This window comes from Microbulbifer sp. TB1203, from assembly GCF_030997045.1.
Taxonomy (GTDB): Bacteria; Pseudomonadota; Gammaproteobacteria; order Pseudomonadales; family Cellvibrionaceae; genus Microbulbifer.
In genome coordinates this window covers 1,884,597-1,909,603 of sequence record NZ_CP116899.1, presented here as the reverse complement: position 1 = coordinate 1,909,603, position 25,007 = coordinate 1,884,597, and the positions used below count along the sequence as shown (strand labels likewise).

Annotated in this window: 17 protein-coding genes and 2 tRNA genes; 15 read left to right on the top strand and 4 right to left on the bottom strand. The window is 60.3% G+C overall.

What is annotated here, in order from left to right:
* Nucleotides 1–6: 6 nt before the first annotated feature.
* Entirely contained in the window at nucleotides 7–6,672 is a 6,666-nt protein-coding gene (locus PP263_RS08120; protein WP_308367899.1) for a LamG-like jellyroll fold domain-containing protein, read from the top strand.
* A 123-nt stretch (nucleotides 6,673–6,795) separates the two neighbouring features.
* Nucleotides 6,796–9,210, top strand: coding sequence for an ImpA family metalloprotease (locus PP263_RS08115; RefSeq protein WP_308367898.1), 2,415 nt, complete (start codon nucleotides 6,796–6,798; stop codon nucleotides 9,208–9,210).
* A 384-nt stretch (nucleotides 9,211–9,594) separates the two neighbouring features.
* Here the strand turns inward: PP263_RS08115 and PP263_RS08110 are convergent, their stop codons facing one another.
* A complete protein-coding gene (locus PP263_RS08110) occupies nucleotides 9,595–10,278 on the bottom strand; it encodes a response regulator (protein WP_308367896.1) in 684 nt (227 codons plus the stop codon).
* A gap of 16 nt (nucleotides 10,279–10,294) precedes the next feature.
* Nucleotides 10,295–11,689 (bottom strand): ATP-binding protein, encoded by a 1,395-nt coding sequence (locus tag PP263_RS08105; RefSeq protein WP_308367895.1) that lies wholly within the window; start codon nucleotides 11,687–11,689, stop codon nucleotides 10,295–10,297.
* 640 nt (nucleotides 11,690–12,329) lie between these two features.
* Here PP263_RS08105 and PP263_RS08100 point away from each other — a divergent pair.
* Complete coding sequence (locus tag PP263_RS08100; protein ID WP_308367894.1) at nucleotides 12,330–12,899, top strand: hypothetical protein; 570 nt, start codon at nucleotides 12,330–12,332, stop codon at nucleotides 12,897–12,899.
* A gap of 139 nt (nucleotides 12,900–13,038) precedes the next feature.
* Here the strand turns inward: PP263_RS08100 and PP263_RS08095 are convergent, their stop codons facing one another.
* A complete protein-coding gene (locus tag PP263_RS08095; protein WP_308367893.1) occupies nucleotides 13,039–14,433 on the bottom strand; it encodes an adenylate/guanylate cyclase domain-containing protein in 1,395 nt (464 codons plus the stop codon).
* Between the two features lie 203 nt (nucleotides 14,434–14,636).
* Here PP263_RS08095 and PP263_RS08090 point away from each other — a divergent pair, with 203 nt between their 5' ends.
* From PP263_RS08090 to PP263_RS08080, 3 genes are all read left to right on the top strand, one after another.
* Nucleotides 14,637–15,200, top strand: a complete 564-nt coding sequence (locus PP263_RS08090; RefSeq protein ID WP_308367892.1) for a nitroreductase family protein — start codon at nucleotides 14,637–14,639, stop codon at nucleotides 15,198–15,200.
* A gap of 187 nt (nucleotides 15,201–15,387) precedes the next feature.
* Nucleotides 15,388–15,475, top strand: a tRNA-Ser gene (locus tag PP263_RS08085).
* Nucleotides 15,476–15,746: 271 nt separating this feature from the next.
* The gene (locus tag PP263_RS08080) at nucleotides 15,747–16,772 is read left to right on the top strand and encodes an isoaspartyl peptidase/L-asparaginase (protein ID WP_308367891.1); all 1,026 of its coding nucleotides are present in this window, start codon (nucleotides 15,747–15,749) and stop codon (nucleotides 16,770–16,772) included.
* A gap of 199 nt (nucleotides 16,773–16,971) precedes the next feature.
* On the opposite strand, the gene PP263_RS08075 is transcribed toward PP263_RS08080, so the two are convergent.
* A tRNA-Arg gene (locus PP263_RS08075) sits at nucleotides 16,972–17,047 on the bottom strand.
* A gap of 478 nt (nucleotides 17,048–17,525) precedes the next feature.
* Between PP263_RS08075 and PP263_RS08070 the strand changes: the two genes are divergently transcribed.
* The 9 genes from PP263_RS08070 to PP263_RS08030 all read left to right on the top strand — a co-directional run bounded on the left by PP263_RS08070 (nucleotide 17,526) and on the right by PP263_RS08030 (nucleotide 24,998).
* Nucleotides 17,526–17,708, top strand: coding sequence for a PA3496 family putative envelope integrity protein (locus PP263_RS08070; RefSeq protein ID WP_308367890.1), 183 nt, complete (start codon nucleotides 17,526–17,528; stop codon nucleotides 17,706–17,708).
* 290 nt (nucleotides 17,709–17,998) lie between these two features.
* Nucleotides 17,999–18,310 carry an STAS domain-containing protein gene (locus tag PP263_RS08065; protein ID WP_308367889.1) on the top strand — a complete coding sequence of 104 codons (312 nt, stop codon included), beginning with the start codon at nucleotides 17,999–18,001 and terminating at the stop codon, nucleotides 18,308–18,310.
* A gap of 9 nt (nucleotides 18,311–18,319) precedes the next feature.
* Nucleotides 18,320–20,050, top strand: coding sequence for a serine/threonine-protein phosphatase (locus PP263_RS08060; RefSeq protein WP_308367888.1), 1,731 nt, complete (start codon nucleotides 18,320–18,322; stop codon nucleotides 20,048–20,050).
* A gap of 127 nt (nucleotides 20,051–20,177) precedes the next feature.
* Nucleotides 20,178–20,852, top strand: a complete 675-nt coding sequence (gene ccmA / locus PP263_RS08055; protein WP_308367887.1) for a cytochrome c biogenesis heme-transporting ATPase CcmA — start codon at nucleotides 20,178–20,180, stop codon at nucleotides 20,850–20,852.
* Nucleotides 20,842–21,546: a heme exporter protein CcmB gene (ccmB, locus tag PP263_RS08050; protein WP_308367886.1), complete on the top strand. Its 705-nt coding sequence runs from the start codon at nucleotides 20,842–20,844 to the stop codon at nucleotides 21,544–21,546. The genes ccmA and ccmB overlap by 11 nt, the downstream gene beginning before the upstream one ends.
* A 14-nt stretch (nucleotides 21,547–21,560) precedes the next feature.
* Complete coding sequence (locus PP263_RS08045) at nucleotides 21,561–22,304, top strand: heme ABC transporter permease (protein ID WP_308367885.1); 744 nt, start codon at nucleotides 21,561–21,563, stop codon at nucleotides 22,302–22,304.
* Nucleotide 22,305: 1 nt separating this feature from the next.
* On the top strand, nucleotides 22,306–22,524 hold the full coding sequence (ccmD, locus tag PP263_RS08040; RefSeq protein ID WP_308367884.1) for a heme exporter protein CcmD: 219 nt from the start codon (nucleotides 22,306–22,308) through the stop codon (nucleotides 22,522–22,524).
* A 45-nt stretch (nucleotides 22,525–22,569) separates the two neighbouring features.
* Nucleotides 22,570–23,019: a cytochrome c maturation protein CcmE gene (ccmE, locus tag PP263_RS08035; RefSeq protein WP_308367883.1), complete on the top strand. Its 450-nt coding sequence runs from the start codon at nucleotides 22,570–22,572 to the stop codon at nucleotides 23,017–23,019.
* Nucleotides 23,016–24,998: a heme lyase CcmF/NrfE family subunit gene (locus PP263_RS08030; RefSeq protein ID WP_308367882.1), complete on the top strand. Its 1,983-nt coding sequence runs from the start codon at nucleotides 23,016–23,018 to the stop codon at nucleotides 24,996–24,998. Before ccmE ends, PP263_RS08030 begins: the two co-directional genes overlap by 4 nt.
* Nucleotides 24,999–25,007 lie beyond the last annotated feature (9 nt).

The following is a 25,007-nucleotide window of genomic DNA, read 5'->3' as shown; positions in this document are numbered from 1 at the left end:
AATAAAATGAAAAAGTCAATGGGGCTATTTTTAATAGGGATAGGTCTTTGCCACCAGGCCTATTCACAGCCCGTCCTTAACGTAGAGAGCTATACGATCGACGAGAACACCGCCAATGGGACGTTGGTCGGCCAGGTTTCCGCAACTGGCGGCGGCTATACGTCGACGCTGCAGCTGGATGTGGGCATCCGCAGCGCGAGCAGTTGGAGCACGCGTGGAGAAGATTATGAACAAATTCATTTCGGTAGCGCTTTCACCACAACGCCGATCGTGTTCAGCCAGATCCAGAGTACCGGCGATTACGGCGTTATCTATTCGATAGACACCTATTCCTATACGGGAAAAACCTCAAAAAAAGGGTATGAAATCCTGTTTCGCCCGCGCCAGAAAAATGCGTCGACCATCGGGTTTGAAGGCATTCTGGAAACCGATCTGCAAATTGGTGGTGGCAGTGTCGTCACCTCCATTGACAGTGTCGGAGGCTCTGAAACCATCGGCTGGCTCGCCGTCAGCGCGGCGAGCGAAGGTATCTGGAGCGGATTTCCGTTCGAGGCGACACAAACCGGTTCGACGGTAACGGAAGCGGATGCAACCATCGGTTTTACCGGTCCTTTCAGTAACACACCGAATGTCCTGACGAGTGTTGCCACCAGTAACGATGTCAACCAAACCGGCGTGGGCATCAATCAGCTCAGCAAAAGCCAGATCAAGGTCTATATGGACGAACTTGACGATGGCGCTCATGCGGCGGAGGCGGTCAGCCTGTTAATGCTGCAGGGAAGCGGTGTGCTAACGGACACCGGTGGCGCAGTCATTGGCGAAACCGGCGCCGTCGATATCTCCGATACCAGCCGCGGCAACGCACCGACCATTAGCCTGTCCAGAAGCTATACCCAGCCGGTGGTTTTTGTCCAACCCGCCGACGATGATATCCAGGATTCTGCGTGGCGCTTTACCAATATCGCCAGCAACAGTTTCTCCGGATATTTGCATTACGAAAATGAAAGTTCGCTTCCAAGCAAGTATGGCAATTTCAAGCTGAACTATGTCGTTCTGGAAGCGGGTAGCTGGGCAGTGGGTATCGAGAACTATACCTATGCCATTACCGGCGGCAATGACAGCGGCGCGTTTACTATCGACCCGCGCACCGGCGAAATTCGCGTGACCGACAGCACAAAGCTCGATTATGAAAGCGGCATCACCCAATTCGATCTCGCCATTGAAGTCACCGACGGAACCGGGCAGGTCAGCACCCAGACGCTGATGGTCTCGGTAAACAATGTTCAGGACGCGCTAAACTCGGACGCCCAGGTCATACAGGGAATCGCAAGCGACGACTGGAACGGCTGGGCGGTGACTGGCGCGGGCGATGTGAATGGCGACGGCTATGACGACGTCATCGTCGGTGTGCCGCTGGACGATAGCAACGGGACCAATGCTGGCAGGGCCTACGTGCTATTCGGCAACGGCACGGGTACCTTGCCGGACTTTAGCGCGGTGTCGGCAGGCAATAATGGATTTATGATTAACGGTGCCGGAGCCGGTCATAGAGCCGGAATGGCTGTCGGCGGCGGCGACATCAATGGCGACGGCCTGGACGACGTCGTCGTCGGCGCACCCTTTGCTTCAGTCAATGGGGGAGAGTCGGGCGCGGCCTATGTGGTGTTCGGCAAGGCGGACACCGCGACCGTGGAGCTGTCCGCTATTGCCTCCAGCACCGATGCCGGAGGTTTCGCTATTTACGGTGCCTACGGCAAAGACCATGTCGGCGGTTCCATTGTGGTTGGCGATGTGAACGGCGATGGCCTTGCGGATATCACGTTGGGAGAATTCTCTCATAAGGATCACCTGGGCACGGACAGTGTTATGTCAGCCAGCTGGTCTACTGACAATAATCTTGTCTATACCGTCTATGGCAAAGCGGACGGTGAGTTGGTGAATCTGACGAGCATTGCCGCGAGCGACAACGACGGCGGCTTTGTAGTAAGAGCCAGCAATCGCTCGGTATCATCGGGCTTTCCCTTCGCCAGTTCCGTATTGCCAGTCGGGGATTTTAATAGCGATGGTTTGCTGGACTTTGTGGTTAACGGCGATTGGTACCAGAAATCCAACGAATCCAATGTGCTGATTTTTGGCCATGTGGGTGGTGACCTTGTCTACAATAACCAACTTGCCAATGGGGATGTCGGCATTAACCTGTCACCCGAAAGCGGCACCTATGGTTTTGACACCGTCAACGGTGCAAATTCGTACCCCGGCTTCACCACAGCCGCTGTCGGCGATGTGAATGCCGACGGCCTGGACGATATCGCTCTGATGGCCGTCGACTCCGGCTGCTGTAGCAGCATCCAATATCCCACCGGCTATATCATTTTCGGTACCACTGATAAAGCCACGATTAACCTGCAGGATATCGCCGCGGGCAATGGCGGCTTCGTGATTCGCAACAATGCATCGGCCAAGTACCACGCTAAATTGGATGTGGTTTTTGGCACTATTGGCGGCCTGGGAGACATCAATGGCGACGGCTACGACGATATCGCCATCGGCGACCCCTACGCCGACAGTAACAACGGCCGCATTTATGTAGTCTACGGTAAGGCCGATACCACGGCGGTGAACCTGAGTGACGTAGTCGCCGGTTCCGGCGGATTTTATACCAGCGGCAATACCGGCGACGGCCTGGGCCACTGGATTGGCCGTGCGCGCGATGTCAACGGCGACGGCATTGCCGACGCGCTGTTCGGTGCGCCGGAAGCGGATAACAGCGCTTTGAACAACGCCGGTGCCTTTTACCTGATGCTGGGCCAGGGCGACAATGTCACCCACTGGGGAACCGCCGGGGACGACGCCATTAGCGGTACCAGCAACTGGCCGGACAGCATTGCGGCGGGCGCGGGCAACGACACCATCAACGGCTACGGCGGCGCTGACGTTATCTACGCCGGTCCTGGAGACGATGCCATCGTCATTTCCGATACCGACTTCGTGCGCATAGATGGCGGCACCGGAACCGATACGCTTCAGCTTGAGGGCGCCAACCTGTTTTTAAACCTGGCGGCCGCCAGCAGTCGCGTGCGCAGTGTGGAAATCATCGATATCCGCGGCACCGGCGCCAATGCACTGAGCTTCAATAAAAGCATCAGTGGAACCACCCAGGTGATGGTGAAGGGCGACGCCGACGACAAGGTCTACTCCACCAGCCAGCAGTGGGTATCGAGCGGCGAAACCGCAATGGTCGATGGCGTGACCTATGAAGTTTACAGCGCGGGTACGGCCCGGCTGTTGCTGCAAAGCGGAGTCTCGATCGCCACCAATGCCGCGCCGACAATTGCCAACCAGAGCTTCCAGGTAGATGAATACACCGTTGGCGGAACCTCCTTGGGTACCATCGCTGCCGATGCGAATGACGTTGGCGACAGCGTCAGCTTTGCCGTGTTGTCCGGCAATGAAAAGGGCTTCTTCAGCGTTGACGGAACCACGGGTGAACTGACCATTTCCGACAGCGTGAGCCGCCTGGACTATGAAAGTGGCGCTACCTACAGCCTCACCGTGCAGGTTACCGACTCCTTTGGAGAAAACGTCCAGGCGGTGGTAACGATCAACGTCAACGACCTCAGCACCATCACGCACAGCGTGGCTATGGATGCCAGCGGCGGCGGCAGTATCTGGGCGGACTGGAGTTCGCTGATGGCGGTACTGGGGCAGGACAATACGCTGACCAAAACCTCCACCTATGACCTAGGCGCGGTACCGGGATTGCCCATAGACAGTGAGGTGATGGACCTGAGTATGGCGGGCAACCTCTCCATACTTACAGAACTGGAGTTTAACGGCGGCACTGTCGAAGCGAACCTGCCAGTGGATTTTTCGGTGAGTTATCCCGACGAGGTACAGCCCGGTGGACGGATAGAAGTGGTTACCTCCCTGGCCCTGAAAGACGGTGCAAAATTCACCGCCACCTCGCCCAGCTTCCGGGCCGAAGCGAAACTGAGCCTGAGCGACTACGATTTCAGCGTCGGCACCGAATTGCCCGCGTATATCAGTTCGGAGATCGGCGGCTTCAACGAACGGATTTCCGGCGACTATGCTTCCTATTCGGAAAGTATTTCGTCGTCATCGGGAACGGCCACCGGCACAGCGGTTTCCGGCAACAGCCTGCGCTTGGAGGGGCAGATTTCCCTTCCGGAATGGGTTGATGAAGTGGTGTATACCCCCTCTGACTGGGACGAACTGGCAATGAGCCTGAGCGGGGAAAAAGAGGGCTGCAAGGACGAATTCTTCGCCTCTAGCAATGGTGATGATCTCTACTACAAAATGAAATACAGCGTGCTTGAGTCCTACTTGTGGGCAACGGCGGATCTACATCAGACCTTCTCCATCGAATTGATTCCGACAGCGGTGCTCACGCTGGAGGATGGTACAAAGCACACATTTGACCCGCGCACCAGCCTCATCATGACGCCGGACGCCGCTAATGATTCGAATGGAGACGGCATTATCGAGGCGAGTCTGTCAGTCACGCTGAATCCCGTATTCACTAATGACACGGTTCTTAACGCCGGAGTGAGAGTGCCTTTCAAAACAGCGCAGGCGTCTTATAACATTCAGGAGGCAACCTGCACGCCTACCAATGTCTATTTCTACGGGGCCCAGGGTTCCGTTTATAAAAAAGGCTCGTACGGGTCCCTGTTGGATGAGCAGTTCGAGTTTACCGTCGGCGATCTGGTGCAGGATGCATTCAGTTATTCGCTTTCCGATATTACTTACACTGAAAAACTCTCCTTCGACTTGTGCGACGGTACCGGCACTGCCTGTGCGGCTGCGCTCAATACGCCGCCTGAGGCGAGTTCCGTGATGGTTGCAGGTGCACCGCGCGAGGGGTATACCCTGAGCGGAAGCTACGAGTACAGCGATGTCGACGGCGATGCCGAGAGCGGCAGTACTTATCAATGGAACATGGCGCCGGATTTGGCCGGAACCACTGTCACCACCCTGGGTACCGGCAGTTCCTACGCCCTGGGCCAGGGTGTAGGCGGCAACTATCTGCAGTTCTGTGTTATACCGTCGGACGGCACCGAGAGTGGTAGCCGGGCCTGTTCCGGTTGGGTCTATGTCGAAGGACAGGAGGCCTCCCTGCTCAATGCCGGTTTCCACAAGGCGCTGTACCTGAACGGCACTAATCAGTATGCGCGCGTGCCGCTGAACGGCACTTTCAATCCGGCCACCACCTCTTTCACGGTGGAAACCTGGGTCAAAGTGGATGCACTTGGAGGGATGAATCGCCACATATTCCAGCAGCTCGATAGTTCGGGCCCCGGGCGCACATTGCTGGGGCTATACCGCGACGGGCAAATTTTTAGCTGGTTGGGAAACTCCGGCACATACAGCTCCACACGGCTAACGGTGGATACCTGGTACCACATCGCCCTGACTTACGATGCGACAACCTCCACTGTGCGTATGTACCTCAATGGAGAACTGGAAGCGGAAACTCTTAAAAACGCCGAAGCTTCCTACGGTGATATCGTGCTGGGACCCAACAAGCTCCTGAGCGGCGACTGGCTTGAGGGTGCGCTGGATGAAACCCGCGTATGGACCGACGCCCGCTCCCAGGAACAGATACGGCAGCATATGAACCTGGCGGTATCACCAAGCGAGCCGAACCTGCTGTTCTACTACAACTACGACCAGGACAACAGCGACACCCTGACGGATCGCACGGCCAACTACTACAACGCCACGCTGTATAACAGCCCCGGGTATATCTACAGCACCGACAACAGCCTGAGTTTTGACGGCAACGGCGACTATATCCAGGTAGCGAATGATCCGCAGCTGGAGTTCGGCACCGGTGACTTTAGTGTGGAAGCCTGGGTGTATGCGGACCCCAACAGCACGGGCAGCTACCGTAACATTGTCGGCAAAAAGCTGGGCGGGTACGCTAAGGCGGGTTGGCTGTTGCGCCTGGACTGGATTGATAGCAAATTGCGGCCAGGGTTTTTCCTGGCGGATGGCAGCCAGGCCTTGTGGGTCATCGACGCTAATGAGATCACTCGGGGCACATGGATTCACCTGGCGGGGACAGTCGACCGCTCGACCAATACGGCAACGCTCTATGTCAATGGGCAGGCTGTTAAGAGTGGTTCTACGGCAAATATCGCCAGTGTTAATGCGGCAACCGTTCTGCGGATCGGCGCCTGGAGTACAATTAATCATTCTTACTGGAAGGGCGGGATCGACGAGGTCCGCATCTGGAATAAAACGCTTACGCAAGCGGAGATCGCATCGAATATGCAGAAGCGCTTCGACACACCGCCAGCCAACCTGGCCGCTTATTACACCTTCGAGAATGGCAAGGCAGATGATATGAGCGGCAACGGCCACGACGGCTTCCTGGCCGGCGATACCGCACCGGCCCGGCGCGGGATTGCCGTGGCCACCCGGGGAAGCGCCGTCCTGTCAGGGGTGCTGCCGATTGGCGGAGGCGAGATGTGCCGGATCGATACGGGACCTGCCTACGGCAGCGTGACGCTCGATGAAAACTCGGGGGAGTTTATCTACACCCCGGACGATGCTTACTATATAGGCAGTGACAGCTTTAGCTATTACATCCTGGGTAGCGACGGCAGTTACAGCCATAGTGAAAAGGTGGGTGTCACTGTGGAATAGGCCCAGAAAACGTTAGATGGTAACGAGAGGCTAACGCGAAAGCGTTAGCCTTTTCTGTAGGGTTGCGGACCTAACCCGCAGCAAAATTTTATACCGCCAGGGAGAGGTGGTGGGAGAAGCATAATGAGAATTGGAACCACCATAGCCAGAAGCTGCCTGCTCGCCATTCTGTTGTCCGCCCTCAGCGCCTGCGGCGGGGGAGTCGCTTCTGACACATTGCCGGCGGAAATCGAAACCCCGGCGGATACGGATGGCGGTTCCGGTGCCGGCGACGATTCGGGGGATGATTCGGGGGATGATTCAGGTTCCGCCGACGGGGCCGGCCCAGATAGCGGCGACGGCGATGACAACCGGGCGCCGCAGATCTCGAGTACTCCGTCGGCTGCCGTGGAGCCCGGGCAGGAATTCCGTTTTACCCCCGTGGTAAATGACCCGGACGGCGATTCCCTCACTTTCAGCGCCGCCAATCTGCCGGCCTGGATGAACTTCGATGCCGCCAGCGGGATTTTTTCTGGCACGCCCGCCAGTGCCGATATCGGCGTTTACGAAAATATCACCTTCACCGCCAGCGACGGCGCGCTGGCGGCGGATCTGGTCTTCGCCGTCACGGTGGCCGGGGATCCGCTCGAGGCGGCCCTCGCCAGCGGCGATCACCGCTATGTGGAGCAGGCGCAGACTTTCCACGAGGCGCTCTATGCGGAGATCGATGCGGGTCTGGCTGGCGGCAGCCTGCCCGCGTCCGCCGCGGAGGTCAAGGCGATGCTCGTGCGCCTGGCGGCCGACGATTTCAGCTTCATGCCCTGGGATTGCTCGAACCATTCCTGTCCGTCGGGTTCCGGCTATTACTCCGAGTTCTACAATGCGGTGGCGCAGCTCAAGAGCACATTCGACACCTTCGACCACAATCGCATCGATATCTTCGCTGCGCCGGGGAAATACCGCTACGAAAAACTGCTGGCCCTGCTCGCGGATCACTACCGCTCGCGGGCGGTATTTCCCATGGGTACCAACAGCGCGCGCGGAGACTTTTTACGCTCCTTTTTCGCTGACCACATAGTACATGTCTATCGCAGGCTCAACCACGGCCAGCCGGATCTCGGCAACTACAGTCGCGCGGATTTCAGCCATATAGTGCCGGAGCGGGTGGAGGTGGGGCTGGTGAGCCGCAAACCCTTCCGCGCCGCCGGCGTCTACGCCTTGCCTGGCAAAACCGTCACGGTCACCCGCAACGATAGCAGCGCAATTGCGGTCCGGGTGCGCGTGGGCACGGTGCGCGATATCGCCGTTCACCAGTTCGGGCGCAACCAGTACAACCGGCCGAAATACACTCGTTCCGCGGGGCTGGCGGTAGCGCCCGGGGAGAGCATCTATTTCACCTCCCCCTACGGCGGTCCCGTACAGCTGGAGTTCGAGGAAAACGGTGGGACGGTTTCACTGACATTCGATAATGTCGGCCGCCACCCCTACTGGAACGGTCTGGAAGACAGTGCCCAATTCCTCGCGGCACTGGACGCGGAAGCATACGACTGGGCTGAATTCTCCACTCCGGATTTCGAGATTCATAGCAGGCGCGACCTGCGCCACCTGATCAACCATCCCTGGCTGGGCAGTATCGATGCGTTGTACGGCTCCATCGTCAACGAATTCATCAACTATCCCTACACCTTATCGGGCATGAAGGGAGAGCGGATTGGCGTAGTGCCGGAGATACACGACTTCGCCGCCGACAACGGCCTGGATATCTACAAGGTGGACTACGTCCAGCATGTGAACGCGGATCAGGCCGGCTGCAGTACCGCCTGCGGTGGCAACCCCTACGACACGGACGGGGGTTTCAATCCCTACGCGTTGACCACCCATATGCACGAGCTGGGCCACTCGGTGGAACCGCAGCGCCGCTTCAGCGGTTGGAGCAGCCACTCCACCACCGATCTCTACTACTACTATGCGGTCTACCGCGCGGGCCAGGCTGGCGAGACGCCGCTCCAGAACTTTTGCACAGCAGTGCGCGAATACCGGGAACTCTTCGAGCTGGTGCAGGAAAGCCGCAACCAGCCGGATCCCTTCGCTTTTATGCAGGCGCAGAATATAGCGGGGAACGAGAACTACACAAAGATCCTCTTCCTGCAGATGATGGCCCTGGCGCAGAACCAGGGCGCGCTGGCGAGTGGTTGGAACATGCTGCCGCAATTGCAGATTGTCGAACGGGAATACCTGGCCGCGCGGAATTCGGCTTCCGTCTGGGGCGCCAAGGCCGCGGGCATGGGCTTCGGCGGCATGGCGCTTGCCGAAGGGGCCGCGCTCGGCGTCGACGACTGGTATCTGATCGTGCTGTCCCATTTACTGGAGCTGGATATGACCGGATACCTGGAAATGTGGGGCCTGGCGTTTTCCGATAACGCCAAGGGGCATGTGGCCGACATGGGACACGCCGACGCGCCGCTGCTCTACTATGCCTTCGGCGAGACCGGTCACTGCGCTGGCTTCGAGCAGCCGGTGGTGCCGGTGGATGGTGTCTCCGCCTGGCCGGCGGGTTAGTTGCCGCGGGTGGGTGGCGGTGCCGGAGAGATCCGCGGTCACGGTACAGTAGCTCATATTGATATCTGTGCACACATGGAGCGGCCGCGTTACTGCTGCGGGCCTGTGCGACGGTAATTTTATTGGTTGCGTATCATCTCAGCCCGCGCCTGTAATATCGGAATATGGGCTGAAGAGGGAGGCAACTGCGACCGCAGTTTCGGTTGGTTTTCCATAATCAGGCGGGTACCTTCGTTGCGCTCGCCCAGTTTCCTAGGGTGCGCCGTGCGCACCGATACCGCCAGGGCCCGCACTAGGGCGGGTTGGTGCGCACGGCGCACCCTACGCTGGTTGGGAGATTGGTACAGCTTCGCTGTGCCGTATCCTGCAGAAATCATCCACTGCTCAATCTTCCCACTTGTATCCCATCGCATAAATGGAGTGAATCAACTCCACCTCCGGCACCACGCTGGCAATTTTCTTGCGGATAGATTTGATATGGGTATCGATGCTGCGCTCGGTCACGGCGCGGTAGTCGCTGTACGCCAGGTCCAATAACTGGCTGCGGGTGTAGATGCGCCCCTTGTGGTCGTAGAGCGGGCGGAGAATGCGGTATTCCGTAGCGGTCAACTCCACCGGCTGACCCATTAGCAGCAGGCGATTGTCGTCGTCCAACAGCAGCGCCCGGGGCTCGCTCGCCTCTGGGCCCTGGGCTTCAAACTCTATTCGCCGCAGCAATGCTGCCACCCGGGCGGCGACGTTTTTCAGGTTGAACGGCTTGCAGATATAGTCGTCTGCGCCCAGCTCCAACCCCAGTAACTGGTCCACTTCCTCCACTCTGGCGGTGAGCATGATGATGGGCATGGTAGAGCGCTCGCGCACCGCGCGGCACACTTCCATACCGTCCATGCCCGGCAACATCACATCCAGCAGCATCACGTCGGCGCGGTTGTTTTCCAGCCAGTCCAGCACCAGGTCACCGCGGTCCAGCAGGGCGCACTTGTAGCCCTGGGCCTGCAGGAAATTTTTCAGCAGTCGGGCCACCTTGGCCTCGTCCTCGACGATCAGCAGTCGTGCGCCTTCAGTCATAAACCCTTCTCCCCTGTCAGGTCATCAACGGTAGACGGCAGGTGATCGCCAGTCCGCCCAGTTCGCTGTGTCCGGCTTCAATGACGCCGTTCTGTGCCTCGACGATACTTTTGCAGATGGACAGCCCCAGGCCCGATCCGCCCGTTGCACGGTTGCGTGAACTCTCGACCCGGTACAGCCGCTCGAACAGTTTCGGCAGGCTCTCCGCCGGCACGCCGGGGGCGCTGTCCTGCCAGCACAGAACCAGTTCCCGTTCGTCCTGATACAGCGAGAGTTGCACCTTGCCGCCTGCATCCGTGTAGCGCCGGCTGTTCTGCAGCAGGTTGTCCAGCAGTTGCTTGAGGCGGCTTTTGTCGGCAAACAGGCTGAGTTTTTCATCCAGTTCTATATCCGGTTCCAGGCTGAGACCATGGGGTTCCAACTGGCTTGTGGCTTTGTGCGCATAGTCGTCGAAGAAGCGCCGCGCCGGTATGCGTTCGCGCTGGAAGGACAGGCCGCCCAGGTCCGATTGGGTCAGCGTGCGCAGGTCGTTGATCAGGGTGTTCAGCTGATGGATTTCCTCGCCCATGGACTCAAGCATGTCGTCGGAAGAGCCCTGGATGCCGTACTGGGCCGACTCCACCTCGGCGCTCAGTACCGTTAACGGCGTGCGCAGCTCGTGGGCGATATCGCTGATCCAGCGCTGTCGCGCCTGCTGGTTCTGCTGCAGGGCGTTGGCGAGGAAGTTCACATCCTCCGCGAGCACGGCGATTTCGTCCTCGCCGTAGATCCCGGCCCTCTGGCTGAAGTCGCCGCTGGCCAGGCTGTGCACTTTTTCCGAGAGGTGATGCACCGGCTTCAGCAGGCGCCGGGCCAGCAGCAGTGCCGCCGCCAGCGCCAGCAGTGACGCCACCAGCGCGCCGGCGACCATGGTCCAGAGCGCGGCGCCGGTAAATCCGGCCTCCACTGTACGGCGCAGCTCGCGTCCGGCCGGGAAACCCAGGTAGCCGACAACCTCGCCATGGGCTCTCACCGGCACCATGGGAAACTGCAGTTCGGGCGGGAAGGGGCCGCCCGGATTCAGTACCCTTTCATCGGCGTCCAGCAGGCGGATATTGGGGAAGGGCGGTGGCCTCCGCCCCCGGCGTCTGTCCGGGGGGGCCGCAAAACGATAGGCCTCCCGCGGCTGCCCCGGAAACAGGCTGCGCAGCCAGCGGTCGTCGGCCAGCAGCGCGTCCCATCCCCGGTGGATTTCATAGAGGCTGCCGACCCGGCCGGCGAAACTGTCGAGGTGGCGGCGATGGAGCTGTTCGGTGATACCGCCGAGACCGGAGCGCACCGCAAAGTAGCCACTGGCATAGATGGCCGCGGCGGCGATCAGGGTTACCCCGAGTATCGTCGCCATCAGTTTGTGGGAGATTTTCTTGAGCATTGGGGTGGCCAGTAAGTGGAGCCCTTATTTAGGGTTGTGACGTCTTCCCCCAACCGCAACAGCCGGTCCCGGCGGGCATTGGAGGTGATTTTGCCCTTTGTGACCCGAGTAAGAAAGAGCGTCGCGTTACTCAATCCTCAAACTTTTCTCACATTTGCCTGATAGCCTCTACAAAAATGTAAACCTGTACGAGGAATGGGCTATGTCCTGGGAAGATTGGTATAAAAAATCGCTGTTTTGCACCTGCTGGTACCCTGCTGCCTGAGCTCAGCCTGGCCGCCTGCGGTAATACTGAGATAGAGCGTGAAAACTTCTACGACGATCTGGCCGGGCCGGTTACCCGGTGGCATAGATCTGGGGTTCGGCAACAGAACAGAGAATACCACGGCAAAGGGTTTCCTTGGGTGCTGCCTGGCTGCCAGCTTCAGGTGATGGAAGGTTACCGCGTGCCCCGGTAATAGCTGCCCAAGGTGCTGGATGCAAAACGAACGGTGAAAAGAGAGGAATACAATCAATTCGTGAAGACTTTGATATCTATTTGTCGTATCTGGTTGAGCGGACGTGGTTTAACCAATGGCATCCTCCAAAGTGGATGCTGTCGACTGAGTAAATTTTGGAGCTACAGGTTAAGGAGAGAAAAATGAGCACTTACCTGGTACGGGCCGAATGGGCAATCGATCATGTAAAAAATACCGTGCGTATTAAAGCGGGCAATCGGGCAGAAGGAATCAATCGAAGGCAGGATGAAAGAGTCGGTACGAACGATTGGATCACCCGAGGCAGAAAGTTTGCCCGCCAACAGTTTACACAACGCAACCTGCAATCCGGTCTCGGCGAGACGGATATCAGAGCCCAGGTGGCAGCATTTTCCAAGTGCGGTAATTGTACTGAACAGTCGGCTCTCGCCTTCGAGTATCTTCGAGGTCGCGGTGAACGCGGAATGGCATGGATGGGCTTGCCGGATCACGATCACATGTTTGTGGTGATGGGTCTGCACACGCGGCCGCGGGACAATGCTTTTTTCAGTATTGGTGGCGGCACTCCCCAGGGCTGGGGGCCCAATGCCGTGGTCTGTGACCCCTGGTATCACGAATGGTTTCTGGTCCGGGACGACTGGAACCGGAAGATTCGCCATATCCTGAATGAATCGGGCGGCGCTCTGCTACCGGACGGAACATGGTGCAAAATCCAGTGCCGCGCTTACGTTTGATAAAAGTTATAGATTGGTCAATGCAGGAAGCATCCAGAAGGACGGCGACCACGTATATATAGGCAGAGCAGGATCTGTAAGGGCGGACGGCAGCTGCCGGAGCGCAGCATTTGTGAAAACTGCTTTAGGTTAGAGCCCGCTAAATAATGACCTTGCTCTTCAATGTCGCCGCCGCCTTCTCCAGCGACTGCAACACTTTGTCCTTGTCGTAATTGCGGATCTTGTCCAGGTCCAGGTGCATGGAGAAACCGGGTGCGTGATCTTCCATATAGCTTTGCTGGCCGCCGAGATTCTTGCGCAGGTCGGTGACCTGGTAGACCTTCACCGGGGTACTGAAGCCTTTTACGGTGATATGGCCCTTGTCACGGCACATGACCGAGTGCTTGATCATCGCCCAGGTTTCGTGGCTGATCAGTATCTCCCCCGGTTCCGCGGCGCCCTCCAGGCGGGCGGCCAGGTTTACGTGGGTGCCCATCACCGTGTAGGACTGGTGGCTGGCGGTGCCGAAGATGCCCACGGTGCAATAGCCGGTGTTGATCCCCATGCGGACCTGTAAAGGCCGGGCTATGCCCTTGTTGTACCACTCCTGTTTCATTTCCCGCACCCGCTTGCGCATGGCCAGGGCCATGGCCACGCAGCGCAGGGCGTCCGACTTGGGGCCTTTGCTCGCGTCGTCGCCGAATACCACCATCACCGCGTCGCCGATAAACTTATCGATAGTGCCGCCGTACTGGCTGGCGATACGCGACATCTCGGTGAGATAACTGTTGAGCAGGTTGGTAAAGACCTCGGCCTCCAATTCCTCGGTGAGCTGGCTGAAATCCTTGATATCCGAGAAAAACACCGTGAGGAGTTTGCGCTCGGTTACCAGCTCCCCCTCGCGGCCGGTAGTGACTGCGCGCCACAAGCGTTGGGGCAGGTATTTGGACAGCTTGTAGGTGCGCATCTTGCTCACATGCTGGTCCGTGGTGAGGGTGTGGTTGGTGCTCCTGAGATTGGCGATCTGCTTGTGGGTGTAGAAGGCGTAGGCGCAGAAGTAAGTGAACACTCCGATAAGGCTGGCGGCGCTGATGGTCAGGTCCGCATTCACTACCAGCGCGGGGCGGTATATCAGGTAGCCGACGCCCACTCCGAGCAACAGCCCGGTGTTGTGCTCGAACCAGCGGCGGCCTCCTCCCTCGGTCAGTGCGTTGAACTGCACCATGGTGACAAACAGCAGACTGGGGAGCAGGCTAAAATTCGCCATTGCGATGGCGGCGCCGATCAGCCCAGCGTCGCTGAAAGACAGCCAGCGGCGCACAGTGGTGGCATTTTCCGGGTGGGCGCGCCGGCCAATTTGATAGGCGATGGCGGTGTATACCAGCAACAGCGCGGCCATGGCCAGGGGCAGCAGTTTGTCGGTGTTCCAGGGGGCCGACCAGTTGACGGCGTTGAGCAGAGTCCCCACCGCGGCAAAGCAGATCAGGGTACGGAAATAGAGCGGGTAGCGGGAATCGACCGCGAGCCCGGTAGTCCCCTCAGGCTGGTCCTGCATGTATGGTTGTCTTTATTCAGTGAACAGAAAAGCTGGCACCGATCCGTCGGCTTCTTCCTATTGAGTGGCCGGATGCTCGCGCCTGGTAGCGCTAAAGTGTACTCCGGGAGGGGGCAGATTGCGAAGACTCTCTGTGGCGCCTGTGGAAATAACGGGCCTGTTATAGGATAGAATTCCCCTCCGCTGTTTTATTGGAGAGCGCTATGGACGCCCTGTTCGCACTGCACAACCGAGTATCCACCGGGCTGCTCACTGAACCGGCTCCCGGTGATCGGCAGCGTAGGAATATTTTTCGCGCAGCACTGCGCGCCGCGGACCACGGTTGCCTGCGCCCCTGGCGCTTCCTTCTGGTGGAGGGAGAGGCCCGCCACCGCCTCGGGGAGTTGTTCCTGAAAGCCGGCGAGCAAGCGGAACCCGCGCCCCTGGCGGAAGCCCAGAGAGAGCGCTTTCTCGCCATGCCCCTTCGCGCACCGCTGATCGTGGTGGCAGTCACCCGCCTGGTGGAGAATCCCAAGGTCCCGTCTATCGAGCAGAGAATGTCCACCGCCGCCGCCGTACAGGCCATGCTGACTGCCGCCTTTGCCGAGGGAGTAGGGGCATACTGGCGCACTGGTGCCCTGGCTGCCAACCCGCTGGTCGCCGGCGGCCTGGGTCTGGCGGAAAATGAGAGGATCGAGGGCTTCATCTACCTCGGCACCCCACAGAAACCGCCTCGCGCGGCGCCGGAGCTGGCAGTGAGCGACTACTTCGCCACCTGGGAGGGGTAGTAAGGCTTGCACAGAGAGCTTCCTTTGTGTAGAGTGCGCGCTCGCTGAAGAGGCTATGTGCCTGATTTAGTGGAACAATTTGCTTCAGAGGGTCCGGAACGCCGGGGCGGGATGAAGCGAAGAGCACGCAGGCGTGCGAACCGGAAGCTCGTAAAAAAGCCGGTTAAGAACGCGATAATTTGATTTTGGTGAGGTGTCCGAGTGGCCGAAGGAGCACGCCTGGAAAGTGTGTATACGGAAACGTATCGAGGGTTCGACTCCCTCCCTCACCGCCATTAAACAAAAAAGCCCGGCAACTGCCGGGCTTTTTTGTTTAATGTGGCTACGGGGCCCTAGCCAGGATTCGACAGGCGGCTCGCAGGGCGCCGCCTTTGGCGGCGGGCGAAGCCGACCCCATCCCCCCGGTTCTTCACTCTGATACCTGTTCAGGTTGAAGGCTTTTTAATTCCCCACACCGCAACCCCACTTTTCTCCAGCCCCCACAAAATGTTATTAAAGTGGCCAGCCCAATCACGCATCACATCAGAATAAAACAAGGCACAAGACATGAGAAAAGCGGCCCTGTCCCTCCTGCTGTCCTCACTGTTCTTTAGCCTGCCCCTGCAGGCAAAAGAGCCCCCGATCGCCATCGCCATCCACGGCGGCGCCGGCACCATCGAGAAAAGCAAACTCAGCCCACAGCAGGAGCAGGCCTACCGCGACAAACTCACCGAAGCGGTGAATGCCGGCTATGCGGTGCTCGATAAAGGCGGCAGCAGCCTGGATGCGGTTACCGCGGCGATCCAGGTGCTTGAGAATTCGCCCCTGTTCAACGCCGGCAGGGGTGCGGTCTATACCTACGACGGTCAGCACGAGCTGGACGCGTCGATTATGGACGGCAAAACCCGCCGGGCCGGCGCAGTGGCCGGAGTCAGGCGTATCGCCAATCCGATCAGCCTCGCGCGTATGGTGATGGAAGATTCGCCCTTTGTAATGCTCGCCGGCGAGGGCGCGGAAGACTTTGCGCAGGCCCGCGGGGTGGCGATGGTGGACAACCGTTCCTTCGATACCGAGCAACGCCTGCAGCAACTGCACAAGGCCAAGGAGGAGCTGCAAAAAGAACTACAGCAGGACAGGGACTACCAGGCTGCGGTGGAAAGCCTGCCGCCGGCGTTCAAAATGGGTACGGTCGGTGCTGTCGCCCTGGACAAGCGGGGTGACCTTGCCGCCGGCACTTCCACCGGCGGTATGACCGCCAAGCGTTACGGCCGCATCGGCGATTCCCCGGTGATCGGTGCCGGCACCTTCGCCGATAACCGCTCATGCGCCGTGTCCGCCACTGGCCACGGCGAGTACTTTATCCGCTATGGCGTGGCTGCGGATATCTGCGCGCGGGTGCAGTACCAGAATAAATCGGTGGGGCAGGCGGCGGATGAGGTGATCAATCAGGTGCTGCTGCCTGTGGGAGGCACCGGTGGGGTGATTGTGCTCGACACCGGAGGCGATATTGCCATGGTCTTCAATACCAAGGGCATGTACCGGGGCAGCCGCACCGCCCGGCAGCCCACCCGGGTGGAGATCTTCAAGGAGTAGCGCCCGGCACGGACTCGGTGCTAAATTTCGCGATGAGACCTTTAAAAGGGACCTTCAGCCATGAAAAGAGCCAAAAAGAACCGGCGACAACTGGAGCGCTCAGTGCAGATTTTTTGGGGCTGGGTATTGCTGGTGGGGTTGTTTGCGGTGGTGCTTATGTACACCGCCCTCGCCTGAGTTTCCTCGGGAGAAGAGTGAATGGCGCCCCCGGGTGGACTCGAACCACCAGTCCGGACTTAGGAGGTCCGTGGTTTATCCTGTTAACCGACGGGGGCGTGTCGACTCGGACGCCGAAAGAGCGCGGTATTCTAACGGCTAGCGCGCCCCGCGCAAAGCGCGCCGGCTGATTTTTCCGGCCGCCCCGGCCGCAGGCCTCTCCCTCGCAACCATCGGGCCTTTCTCTGTCTTCCAGTCCGGATGTCACTCGCGGTAACACCCCGGTTACTCTGTTTCCACCTTGTTTCCCCTGTTTGCAGTCATCGATCTTTCGAAAAACTGTCGCGAATTGGTCACCATTAACCGCTATTTTGGCGCCGCCGCCGGCGGTTGTTGAGTACAATTTTTCACCCGTTGCGAGGTGCCAAAAAGGCGTGAAAAAAACTTGTTTCCGGGGCCAAAATTTTGCTTGACCGGGGTCGGCGAAGCTGGCTAATCTCGGCGGCACAACAACAAGAAACGTGTATGGCAACCCCTTGTGGGGCGCTGTATATAGGGTGTTTTCTGCGCTCGCAGATCGAGATTGTGGAGTTTCGTATGAGCGGCAACGTTAGCGAACATGACCTTGATTTTGAAAACGAGGACATCCCCCAAATAGCCACAGAGGTACTCAAGCAAGCCTCGTCACAGGCTCCCCGCGATGCCCGCCGAATGGTGGAGGACAAGCTGGAGGAAATGCGCCTGCGGCGGGAATTGATGGACTACGATTACGACTTTTAGCATGCTGTCATACCTCTAATGGCGCATTCAGAGGCGTGACAGGGCTCCGGACCGAAAGGCGCCAGGGATGGCGCCTTTCGTCGTTCCGGTGGTCCGGATATCGCTGACGGCACCTCTTTACCTGATGAGGCGAACCCTCTATTGTTCGTCCCTGTAGGTAGTCGGTTTAATTCTTTTTGGCTTTGAACCGGCACCTTCCGGTAGCTGTCTGACAAGGTATAGCGCGGCAACTTCAGTTTGAGTTGAAAAGGAATTTCGCGATGATGGTATCCGAAAGAAGCAGAGCACGGGTGTCCTCTGAACTATCCGAGAGCGGCGAGGTGCTGACCATCAGGGTCTCGGGCAGCTTTGATTTCAATATGCACCGTGAATTCCTGCGCGCCTACCAGAACCTCTCTCCAGCGCCCAAACTCTACTGTATCGACCTTTCCGAAACTCTCCACCTGGACAGCGCCGCTCTCGGAATGCTGCTGCTGTTGCGGGATCACTGCCTGGATACCATCGGTGACGGACAGCCCTGCATCGAACTGCAAAACGCCAACGAGCATGTGGCCAATATCCTCGCGGTGTCCAATTTCGACAAGATTTTCAAAGTCCGCTGAGGATTCGGCGTGCCCGGACCATACCGTGTACTGGTGATCGAGGCCGACAGAAGGGAAGCCGGGCGGCTGCAGCGTTTGCTGCGGACCTGCGTCGGCGGCGAGCCCGGAGCCGGGGCACTGGAACTGGCTGTGCGACCAGATACCGCCACCGCCCTCGCCGATTATCTTCATCTGCGTCCCGACCTGGTGATCTACGGTCCCGCGGCGGCTCGGGATGCGGCAGCCGGGGATCTGCAGCAATTGCGCGGCAGGGCGGGTACCGATCCGGTGCCCATCCTGTTTGTTAGATCCGACCGCGAACCCCTCTCCTCCGCCTGCCTGAAAATCGGTTGTGACGATATATTGTTTACCCCCTACAACTCGCTTCTGGTGCAGTTGAAGCTCGCGGCTCTGCGGCGTTTCAGCCACTTCAACCGCGCCCTGCAGGCTCAGCGCATCCGCATACGGCGCAGCCACGCGGACCTGTTGCAGGAACAGGCCAGTGCGCGGCAGATTTTCGACAAGCTGGGGCACGAGAGTTGCCTGGATCAGGCTTCCGCCATCCGCTACCACCTGTCCCCGCGCGCGGTACTCAACGGAGATGTGCTGGCGGCGGCCTACGCCCCCGGCGGCAAACTGATGCTGCTGTTGGGGGACTTTACCGGGCACGGCCTCGCCGCCGCCGTGGGGGCGGTACCGCTCACCGCCAGCTTTTACTCCATGGTGCCCAAGGGTTTTTCCCTCGGTCATATCCTGCGGGAGATCAACGCCAAGCTCCACCGCATACTGCCGTCCAATATGTTCTGCTGTGCGGTGGTGTTCGAACTGGACCCGCACAAGCGCCATATCCGGCTGTTCAACGGCGGTATGCCCAGGGCCTGCCTGCGCCGGCGTTCCGGTGACCTGCGCCTGCTGGAATCCCGGCACCTGCCCCTGGGGGTGCTGGAAGAGGCCTGGGTGGAAGAGGCCATAGTACATATACCGGTGGAAGCGGGGGATCATCTCTATCTGTGGAGCGATGGCATCCACGAGGCGCACAATCAGCGGGGCGAACTGTTCGGTGAAGAGCGGCTGCTGCAGGCGGTGGTCGAGCCGCTGGCGGAGGGGCGGCGCTTCGATCACCTCCTGAATACCGTCAACTCCTACAGTGCCGACCAGCACGACGATCTCTCGCTGGTGGAGGTGGCCCTGGACGAAGTGTCGCCTGTGACGAACGCGGCGGAGGTGGCTGTGGATACCGCTGCGCAGAGAGGGGGGATCGGCGACTGGTCGCTCAACTTCACCCTCGGATCCCAGGAGCTGCGCGACGCCGACCCGCTGCCGCTATTGCACAGCGTGCTGGCGCAGGTGCCCGGTGCCTGCAGTTTTCACGACCATCTCACTATCGTCCTCGGCGAACTGTTCCGCAACGCCCTGGAGCACGGCCTGCTGAGGCTGGACAGCGGGCTCAAGCAGACGGACCGGGGCTTCACCGAATACTACCGGCAGTTGGAGGAGGGGCGCCGCGGGCTGCGTGAGGGTTGGATTCGTATCCAACTGCGCTGCCGCGACCGCGGTCACAGCGGCGAGCTGGAGGTGGTGGTGGAGGACAGCGGCACCGGTCTGCCGGGCGCGAGCGGGAGCGGCAACGCCTACTCCGGGCGCGGTCTGCCACTGCTGAAAGCCATTTGCCGGGAGGTGGAGATACAGCCGGGCAGCAGCCGGGTGAGGGCGACACTCAACTGGGGCGAAGCTGTATCCACTAAATCTCTCCACCCCTAGGGGCGGTCCACAATCGGGATCAGAAGTACGGCTAATACATTCCGGTCAATGTGGAATTCCATGCAATTGCCGCCAGCCCCGGTATAATGCCGCTCAGTTTTTCATCAGTTGCGGCGTTTTCGGCACCATGCCAGTTACCCCCGAATCCCACAGTCTGCTAGAAGTGCGCCAGCTGTCCTGCGAGCGGGACGGCCGCCGCCTGTTCGCGGGGCTGGACTTCGAGCTGGCTCCCGGCGCGGCGCTACAGATTGAGGGCGCCAACGGCGCCGGCAAGACCACCCTGTTGCGCACCCTGATCGGCAGCGCCGGCGATTTCAGCGGCGAGATACGCTGGAACGGACTGCCGTATCCCCCGGCCCTGCCGCAGCTGCGCGACGCCCTGCTGTATATCGGCCACCATCCCGGTGTGCGCCGCGGCCTGACCCCGGCGGAAAACCTCGCCTGGTACGGTGCGGGAAGGAGTGAGGCGCTGCTGGCACTGGAACAACTGGATCTCTACGGTTTCGAGGACACCCTCTGCCAGCGGCTCTCCGCCGGCCAGAACCGCCGTGTGGCCCTGGCGCGGCTATTCCTGCCCAGGGCTCCGCGCCTGTGGATCCTGGACGAGCCCCTGGCCGCGTTGGACACCGCCGGTGTGTCCCGCCTGCAGGGGCAGATGGCCCTCCATTTGAGTCGCGGCGGCAGCCTTCTGTTTACTTCTCACCAGGCGCTGCCGCTGGCGCAACTTCAACGTATCGACCTGGCGGCTTACGTGCCGACCGAAGCGGAAGAACCCTTCGCGGGGGGTGCCTATGCCGGCTGAAACCGCCCCCACTGTGTTTCGCGCCGGTCCCGGCTTTGCGGCCCTGCTGCGGCTGGAATTGCTGCTGGCCCTGCGCCGCTGTGCGGATATCGCCAACCCGTTGCTGTTCTTCGTCACCGTGCTGGCCCTGCTGCCGCTGGGGGTGGGGCCGGAACCGGAACTGCTGGCACGAATGGCACCGGGGCTGATCTGGGTGGTGGCCCTGCTGGCGACGCTGCTGTCCCAGGAAAGCCTGTTTCGCAGTGATTTCGAGGACGGCTCCCTGGAGCAACTGACGCTTTGCCCGCAACCACTGTATTTCGCGGTGATGGCAAAGGCGGCGGTGCACTGGCTGGTGACCGGCTTGCCGCTGGCGCTGCTGTCGCCCCTGTTGGGGCTGATGCTCAGCCTGCCGGTGGAAGGCTATTTATGCCTGTTGATTTCACTGTTGCTGGGGACCGCCAGCCTGAGCCTGATCGGCGCCGTGGGCGCGGCGCTCACTGTGGCGCTTCGGCGCGCCGGGCTGCTGCTGGCGCTGATTGTTATGCCGCTCTATGTGCCCGTGTTAATCTTCGGCACCGGTGCGGTGCAGGCGGCTGTCGACGGCTACGCCTACGGCGCGCAGCTGGCGGTACTGGCGGGGCTGCTGGCCGCGGCGTCGGCACTGGCGCCGCTGGCGGCGGCGGGTGCAATCCGTATCAGCCTGGATAATTGATGGGGAGGTCCCGTTTGGCTTGGGAATGGTTTCACCGCTTGGGTTCGCCGCGCTGGTTTTACCACAAGACCGGCGCCTGGCTGCCGTGGCTGGCGCTGGCGAGCCTGGTGCTGCTGGCGGTCGGCAGCGCCTGGGGGCTGGGTTTTGCGCCGCAGGACGCCAAACAGGGCAACAGCTACCGGATTATCTATATCCATGTGCCCGCCGCCTTCCTGGCCCTGGCCGGCTACTACATTATGGCGGTGAGCGGCGCCATCGGCCTCATCTGGAAAATGAAACTCTCCTTCGTGGTGATGCGCGCGGCGGCGCCCATCGGCGCGGCGCTCACTTTTATCGCACTGTTCACTGGCGCCCTCTGGGGCAAACCCACCTGGGGCACCTACTGGGTGTGGGATGCGCGCATCACTTCCATGCTGATCCTGCTGCTCCTGTATATCGGCGTGCTGGCGCTGTCCCGCGCCTTCAGCCGCGAGCAGGTGGCGGACAGGGCCTGTGCGCTGCTGGCGCTGGTGGGTACGGTGAATATTCCGATTATCTACAAGTCGGTGGACTGGTGGTTTACCCTGCACCAGCCGGCCAGTATCAAGTTGACCCAGTCCAACAGCATAGACCCGAGCATGTTCTATCCGCTGCTCACCATGATTGCCGGTTTTTACTGTTTTTATGCCTGGACCCTGATCGCGCACACCCGCAGCCTGGTGCTGCAGCGCGAGTGGCGCACTCAGTGGGTGCAGCAAGCACTGGGGGAGGGGAGCTAAGATGCAGTTCCAGTTTTCCGGCCTCGCCGATTTCCTGGCGATGGATGGCCACGGTGTCTATGTGTGGTTTTGCTACGGCGTCACCCTGCTGGTCCTGGCCGGGCTCGCGATCCAGCCGGCCCTCCATCGCCGCCGGTTGCAGCGGGAGCTGCAACGGCAGCGGCGCATTGCCGAGGCCAGGCGGAAGAGATCGGAAAACATAGCGGCCGAACCCGTATAAGAGCGGCCGCCGGCCGCGATCGATATCGCGTTACAGAGAACAACTATGCATCCAGCACGCAAACAGCGCCTGATTCTAGTGGTGGTTCTGGTGGGACTCTCCAGCGCCGCGGTGGGCTTTGTCACCTACGCCATGCGCAACAACATCAACTACTTTTACGCTCCCAGCGCCTTCGCCGCCGGCGACGTACCCTTCGACAGGCGCATCCGCGCCGGCGGTTGTGTGGTGCCCGACAGCGTGCAGCGCGCACCGGACAGCCTGGAGGTGCGCTTCGCACTCACCGACGGCGAGGCGGATCTGGAGGTGACGTATGACAAACTGCTGCCGGATCTCTTCGCCGAGGGAGAGGCCGCGGTGGTTACCGGCGTACTGATGCGGGACGGCACAGTGCGCGCCGATCAGGTGCTGGCCAAGCACGATGAAAACTACACGCCGCCGGAAGTGGCGGATTCGATGGGCGAGAACGCCAGCTGCGCGGACGGGGCAAAAATATGACCCCGGAATTTGGTCACTTCGCGCTGATCGTCGGCCTGCTGCTTTCCATCGCGCTGGCCGCAGTGCCCATGGCCGGCAGCTATACCGCCCGTCCGCTGTGGATGGAAGCGGGGCGCCCGCTGGCCCTGGGGGTGCTGGTATTTACCGCCATCGCCTTTGTGTGCCTCACCGTCGCTTTTGTACAGAGCGATTTTTCCGTTTTGTACGTGGCGCAGAACTCCAACAGCATCCTGCCACTGCACTACAAGATCACCGCGGTGTGGGGCGGCCACGAGGGCTCGATCCTGCTCTGGTTGCTGATGCAGGCCGGCTGGGCCGCGGCGGTGGCCCTGTTCAGCCGCCAACTGCCGACGGAGCTGGTTGCCCGTGTACTTTCGGTGCTGGGCCTGGTGCTAGTGGGTTTCTTCCTGTTTATCCTGCTCACCTCCAACCCCTTCGATCGCAGCCTGCCGTTTCCGCCGGTGGAGGGCACCGACCTCAACCCGCTGCTGCAGGACCCGGGCATGATCATCCACCCCCCGCTGCTGTATATGGGTTATGTTGGTTTTTCCGTGGCCTTCGCCTTCGCCATCGCCGCATTGCTCGGCGGCCATCTGGACAGCGCCTGGGCCCGCTGGGCGCGCCCCTGGACCGCGGTGGCCTGGTCATTTCTCACCCTGGGCATCGCCCTGGGCAGCTGGTGGGCCTACTACGAACTGGGCTGGGGCGGCTGGTGGTTCTGGGACCCGGTGGAGAACGCCTCCTTTATGCCCTGGCTGGTGGGTACCGCACTCTTGCACTCGCTCGCGGTGAGCGAAAAACGCGGTCTGTTTAAAAGCTGGACCATCCTGCTGGCCATTTTCGCTTTCAGCCTGAGCCTGCTGGGCACTTTCCTGGTACGCTCCGGGGTGCTCACCTCGGTGCACGCTTTTGCCACCGATCCGCTGCGCGGCGGATTTATTCTCGTGTTCCTGGCTATCGTAATCGGCCTCTCCCTGCTGCTCTTCGCCCTGCGCGCGCCGGCGGTAAGTGCACAGAGTGTTTTTTCTTTCCGTGCGCGGGAGACTTTCCTGCTGGGCAACAATGTCCTTCTGGTGCTGGTTATGGGTGTGGTGCTCACCGGTACCCTCTACCCGCTGCTGGCGGATGCGCTCAACTGGGGCAAGATCAGCGTGGGCCCGCCGTTTTTCAATATGTTCTTCGTACCGCTGATGGCGCTGCTCTGCCTGCTGTTGGGTCTGGGTATTCACGCCAACTGGAAGGACAGCCGCTGGGACAAACTGCTGCGCGCCTGGGGCCCGCCATTTGCGGTTGCGGGGATCGCAGCGCTGGCACTGCCTTTTGCCCTGGGCGAGTTCCACTGGGGCGCGGCGCTGGGAATTTTTGTCGGCACCTGGGTTGTCGCGGCCAGCGTTGCGGATATTTTTGCCAAAACCCGCAACGCCGATTCCTTTGCCGCCGGACTCAGGCGCCAGCGCGCCAGCTACTACGGCATGCACCTGGCCCATGCCGGCCTGGCGGTGACGGCACTGGGTGTGGCGCTGACCAGTGTGTACAGTGTCGAGCGCGACCTGCGTATGTCCCCGGGCAGCAGCTATGAAGTGGCCGGCTACGATTTCCGTTTCGACGGCGTGCGTTCCGTACAGGGCCCCAACTACCGCGCCTCCGAGGGCGTGCTTTTTGTCAGCCGCAACGGCGAAGCGATAGCGGAACTGCTGCCGCAGAAACGCAATTATCTCTCCGGCGGCAATACCATGACCGAAGCGGCCATCGACACCGGTCTGTTCCGCGACCTCTATGCGGCCCTCGGCGAACCGCTGGACAAAGACAATCCCGGCGGCGACTGGGGGGTGCGCCTGCAGTACAAGGCGTTTGTGGTGTGGATCTGGCTGGGGGCGCTGTTGATGGCCATCGGCGGCGGCATCGCGGTGGCGGACAAGCGCTACCGCAAACTCAAGGCCGCGCGCGCGGCCGAAACCGCTGTCCCCGCGATTGCGTAAGGAGTCATT